This is a genomic window from Olivibacter sp. XZL3 (genome assembly GCF_004368405.1).
Lineage (GTDB): Bacteria > Bacteroidota > Bacteroidia > Sphingobacteriales > Sphingobacteriaceae > Olivibacter.
In genome coordinates this window covers 1-5,636 of sequence record NZ_SBJH01000005.1, presented here as the reverse complement: position 1 = coordinate 5,636, position 5,636 = coordinate 1, and the positions used below count along the sequence as shown (strand labels likewise).

The window sequence follows — 5,636 nt, the reverse complement described above, 5'->3', positions numbered from 1 at the left end:
AAAAAAACAGCGATGTACCGGAGGGGCGGCCCGAAGGATGCAGCGGAGGCCGAAGCGGGAGCGGAGGCGTTTAAAGTTCTTTAAGAAATCAGATTCATGTAGCGTAACGGACAGGCTGTTATCCGGTGCAAACCGGAAGGACAGGATGTGTCCAAAGGCCGGAAGATACAGAAAAGATCGGAAGGCGGCACTTGAGAGAGTGCAACGGCCGAGATCGAAAACTTAACATTATACAATGGAGAGTTTGATCCTGGCTCAGGATGAACGCTAGCGGCAGGCCTAATACATGCAAGTCGAACGGGATTGGGGACTTCGGTCCCCATGAGAGTGGCGCACGGGTGCGTAACGCGTGAGCAACCTGCCCATCCCAGGGGGATAGCCCGGAGAAATCCGGATTAACACCGCATATGATCACGGTCCCGCATGGGGCAGTGATGAAATATTCATAGGGGATGGATGGGCTCGCGTGACATTAGCTTGTTGGAGAGGTAACGGCTCACCAAGGCGACGATGTCTAGGGGCTCTGAGAGGAGAAACCCCCACACTGGTACTGAGACACGGACCAGACTCCTACGGGAGGCAGCAGTAAGGAATATTGGTCAATGGGGGCAACCCTGAACCAGCCATGCCGCGTGCAGGAAGACGGCCCTACGGGTTGTAAACTGCTTTTGTACGGGAATAACCCTCCATACGTGTATGGAGCTGAATGTACCGTAAGAATAAGGATCGGCTAACTCCGTGCCAGCAGCCGCGGTAATACGGAGGATCCGAGCGTTATCCGGAATTATTGGGTTTAAAGGGTGCGTAGGCGGCGTGCTAAGTCAGGGGTGAAAGACGGTGGCTCAACCATCGCAGTGCCTTTGATACTGGCATGCTTGAATGTACTTGAGGTAGGCGGAATGTGGCAAGTAGCGGTGAAATGCATAGATATGCCACAGAACACCGATTGCGAAGGCAGCTTACCAAGGTATGATTGACGCTGAGGCACGAAAGCGTGGGGATCGAACAGGATTAGATACCCTGGTAGTCCACGCCCTAAACGATGAACACTCGATGTCGGCGATAGACAGTCGGCGTCCAAGCGAAAGCGTTAAGTGTTCCACCTGGGGAGTACGCCCGCAAGGGTGAAACTCAAAGGAATTGACGGGGGCCCGCACAAGCGGAGGAGCATGTGGTTTAATTCGATGATACGCGAGGAACCTTACCCGGGCTTGAAAGTTACTGAATTATCCAGAGATGGATAAGTCCTTCGGGACAGGAAACTAGGTGCTGCATGGCTGTCGTCAGCTCGTGCCGTGAGGTGTTGGGTTAAGTCCCGCAACGAGCGCAACCCCTATGTTTAGTTGCCAGCACGTAAAGGTGGGGACTCTAAACAGACTGCCTGTGCAAACAGAGAGGAAGGCGGGGACGACGTCAAGTCATCATGGCCCTTACGTCCGGGGCTACACACGTGCTACAATGGGGGGTACAGAGGGCCGCCAGACCGCAAGGTTGCGCCAATCTCAGAAAGCCCCTCACAGTTCGGATCGGGGTCTGCAACTCGACCCCGTGAAGTTGGATTCGCTAGTAATCGCGTATCAGCAATGACGCGGTGAATACGTTCCCGGGCCTTGTACACACCGCCCGTCAAGCCATGAAAGCTGGGGGTACCTAAAGCATGTAACCGCAAGGAGCGTGTTAGGGTAAAACCGGTAATTGGGGCTAAGTCGTAACAAGGTAGCCGTACCGGAAGGTGCGGCTGGAATACCTCCTTTCTAGAGGGCCTTTGGACCGTGCCCGTTACGCCATGAAGATTTCTTGAAAAAAAGATAAAGAAGAAGAAGAGAAGCCCGCAGCCCTTGGAAAAAGGGTAACCGGAGCGGAAGCGAAGCAGTCCCGTAGCTCAGTTGGTCAGAGCACTACACTGATAATGTAGGGGTCAGCAGTTCAAATCTGCTCGGGACTACCCAGAGGGGTTATAAGGAGCAGGTTAAAAGTTGTAGGTGAGGGGCCGTGTGCCGTGGCACTTAAAACGGAAAGCCCGGAACTTAAACCCGGAAAAGGGGAATTAGCTCAGCTGGCTAGAGCACCTGCCTTGCACGCAGGGGGTNTTGGACCGTGCCCGTTACGCCATGAAGATTTCTTGAAAAAAAGATAAAGAAGAAGAAGAGAAGCCCGCAGCCCTTGGAAAAAGGGTAACCGGAGCGGAAGCGAAGCAGTCCCGTAGCTCAGTTGGTCAGAGCACTACACTGATAATGTAGGGGTCAGCAGTTCAAATCTGCTCGGGACTACCTGAACGATGGGGGGATAGGCACGGAAGGCCTACGGCGCATGGCGCAGGGGCCAACGGTTCGAATCCGTTATTCTCCACGCTTGGGGCCGAAGGGTAAAGGATAAAGGCGTAAGGCAGGACCTTAGCGCTTATACCCTATNCAACGGTTCGAATCCGTTATTCTCCACGCTTGGGGCCGAAGGGTAAAGGATAAAGGCGTAAGGCAGGACCTTAGCGCTTATACCCTATACCGTTCACCTTAAAAAAGTTCTTTGACATATTGGAAGAAAAAAACACAAGAGAGGACAACAGAGCTGTCCGGATGCAGCAATGCTTTCCGGACGGAGATAAAGAAGCACCGCTGCGGGCGCAAAAGGCCGCAGACGGGAAGAAAGTAAGAAAGGGCACACGGGGGATGCCTAGGCTCTCGGAGGCGAAGAAGGACGTGATAAGCTGCGATAAGCGCCGGGGATCTGCAAATGAGAGTTGATCCGGTGATTTCCGAATGGGGAAACCTAACATGTTGAAGACATGTTGTAAAATACGCGAACGCGCTGAACTGAAACATCTAAGTAGGCGTAGGAAGAGAAAATAAGAATGATTCCCTGAGTAGTGGCGAGCGAAAGGGGAAGAGCCCAAACCGGATATGTTACGGCATATGCGGGGTTGTAGGACCGCGGCGTGGTATATCTTAAAGAAGTGGAACCGTCTGGGAAGTCGGGCCGTAGAGCATGAGAGCTGCGTACACGTAATTGAGGATAACCTAGCGGGATCCTGAGTACCGCGGGGTCGGAGACGCCCTGTGGGAATCCGGCGGCACCATCCGCCAAGGCTAAATACTACCGAGAGACCGATAGTGAACCAGTACCGTGAGGGAAAGGTGAAAAGAACCCCGAACAGGGGAGTGAAAAAGAACCTGAAACCGTGTGCTTACAAGCGGTCGGAGCATCTATAAGGTGTGACGGCGTGCCTTTTGCATAATGAGCCTACGAGTTACACTTCACTGGCAAGGTTAAGCGCCTAAGGCGCGGATCCGAAGCGAAAGCGAGTCTGAACAGGGCGCAGAGTCAGTGGAGGTAGACGCGAAACCTTGTGATCTACCCATGGGCAGGTTGAAGGTGCGGTAACACGTACTGGAGGACCGAACCGATAAACGTTGAAAAGTTTCCGGATGACCTGTGGGTAGGGGTGAAAGGCCAATCAAACTGGGAAATAGCTCGTACTCCCCGAAATGTTTTTAGGAACAGCGTGGACATAGAGTCTTCCGGAGGTAGAGCTACCGATTGGGTGCGGGGGAGTCACATCCTACCAAATCCAGACGAACTCCGAATACCGGGAGATATGGTCCGCAGTGAGGCTCCGGGTGCTAAGGTCCGGGGCCGAGAGGGAAAGAACCCAGACCACCGGCTAAGGTCCCCAAGTGTACGCTAAGTTGAACTAACGAGGTCCGGTTGCCCAGACAGCTAGGATGTTGGCTTGGAAGCAGCCATTCATTTAAAGAGTGCGTAACAGCTCACTAGTCGAGCGGCCGGGCGTGGATAATAAACGGGCATGAAGTGTACCACCGAAGCCGTGGACTGACATACGTGTCATTGGTAGGGGAGCATTCCAGCGGGGGCGAAGCGCGGACGCGAGTCCGTGTGGACTTTCTGGAAAAGCAAATGTAGGCATAAGTAACGATAAGGCGGGCGAGAAACCCGCCCACCGAAAGACCAAGGTTTCCTGATCAACGCTAATCGGATCAGGGTAAGTCGGGACCTAACGCGAACCCGAAAGGGGCAGTGGATGGCCAACGGGTAAAGATTCCCGTACTCTTTGTGGCTGCGATGCGGGGACGGAGGAGTGACACCGCCGCGCACTGACGGAATAGTGCGTTGAAGGCCGTAGGTAAACGTTGTCCAGGCAAATCCGGATAATGTGCCGAAGGCCGATAGTACGGCAAACCTTCGGGGGCGCCGATAGCGCGGGTAACCATACTCCCGAGAAAAACCGCTAAGCTCCAGGCCATAAAGACCCGTACCGCAAACCGACACAGGTGGTCGAGGAGAGAATCCTAAGGTGCTCGAGTGAATCATGGCTAAGGAACTCGGCAAAATGGCCCTGTAACTTCGGGAGAAGGGGCGCTTCCTCCAGCGATGGAGAAGCCGCAGTGAAAAGGCCCAGGCGACTGTTTAACAAAAACATATGGCTTTGCCAAATCGAAAGATGAAGTATAAGGCCTGACACCTGCCCGGTGCTGGAAGGTTAAGAGGGGATGTCAACCGCAAGGTGAAGCATTGAATCGAAGCCCCAGTAAACGGCGGCCGTAACTATAACGGTCCTAAGGTAGCGAAATTCCTTGTCGGGTAAGTTCCGACCTGCACGAATGGTGTAACGATCTGGGCGCTGTCTCGGCCATGAGCTCGGTGAAATTGTGGTATCGGTGAAGACGCCGGTTACCCGCAACGGGACGGAAAGACCCCATGAACCTTCACTATAGCTTAACATTGGGACTGGGTGCAGGATGTGTAGGATAGGCGGGAGATATTGAAGCGCGTTCGCCAGGATGCGCGGAATCGACCTTGAAATACCGCCCTTTCTGTATCCGGTTCCTAACGCCGCATAAGCGGGGGACATTGTTTGGTGGGTAGTTTGACTGGGGTGGTCGCCTCCAAAAAGGTAACGGAGGCTTTCAAAGGTAAGCTCAGTACGCTTGGTAACCGTACGCGGAGTGCAATGGCAAAAGCTTGCTTGACTGTGAGACGAACAGGTCGAACAGGGTCGAAAGACGGACATAGTGATCCGGTGGTTCTGCATGGAAGGGCCATCGCTCAAAGGATAAAAGGTACTCTGGGGATAACAGGCTGATCTCCCCCAAGAGCTCATATCGACGGGGAGGTTTGGCACCTCGATGTCGGCTCGTCACATCCTGGGGCTGGAGAAGGTCCCAAGGGTTCGGCTGTTCGCCGATTAAAGTGGCACGCGAGCTGGGTTCAGAACGTCGCGAGACAGTTCGGTCCCTATCTGTTGTGGGCGCAGGAAGTCTGCGTGGGGCTGACCTTAGTACGAGAGGACCGGGTTGGACCAGCCTCTGGTGAACCTGTTATGCCGCCAGGTGTACGGCAGGGTAGCTATGCTGGGAATAGATAAGCGCTGAAAGCATCTAAGTGCGAAACTAGCCACAAGATGAGACTTCCTTACAGGGCCGTGGGAGACTACCACGTCGATAGGCCGCAGGTGTAAAGGTAGAGATACCATAGCCGAGCGGTACTAATAGCCCGAAGCTTTCCAGCTGAAGGACCTGTTGTCCTCTATGTTTTTTTTCTTCCTATATATATGTCTTTATGGAGGCCCGGGGTTAAGGGTATCAGGGTCAAGGCCGCAGGGCCGGCTGACCGTACCGCTT

The 5,636-nt window shown here is 53.9% G+C and carries 1 protein-coding gene, 2 tRNA genes and 2 rRNA genes; all 5 read left to right on the top strand.

Translation table 11 applies throughout. From position 1 onward, the window contains the following. A partial coding sequence (locus EPX21_RS22865; protein WP_206105975.1) for a hypothetical protein occupies nt 1–226 on the top strand: 226 nt, incomplete at its 5' end. A 6-nt stretch (nt 227–232) separates the two neighbouring features. Further along, a 16S ribosomal RNA gene (locus EPX21_RS01995) occupies nt 233–1,754 on the top strand. 117 nt (nt 1,755–1,871) lie between these two features. Continuing rightward, nucleotides 1,872–1,945: transfer RNA gene (locus EPX21_RS01990), tRNA-Ile, on the top strand. 251 nt (nt 1,946–2,196) lie between these two features. Next, nucleotides 2,197–2,270: transfer RNA gene (locus EPX21_RS01985), tRNA-Ile, on the top strand. Nucleotides 2,271–2,639: 369 nt separating this feature from the next. Further along, nucleotides 2,640–5,523: ribosomal RNA gene (locus EPX21_RS01980) — 23S ribosomal RNA — on the top strand. The 16S and 23S rRNA genes sit together here with 2 tRNA genes alongside, the layout of an rRNA operon. The last annotated feature ends 113 nt before the right edge of the window (nt 5,524–5,636 follow it).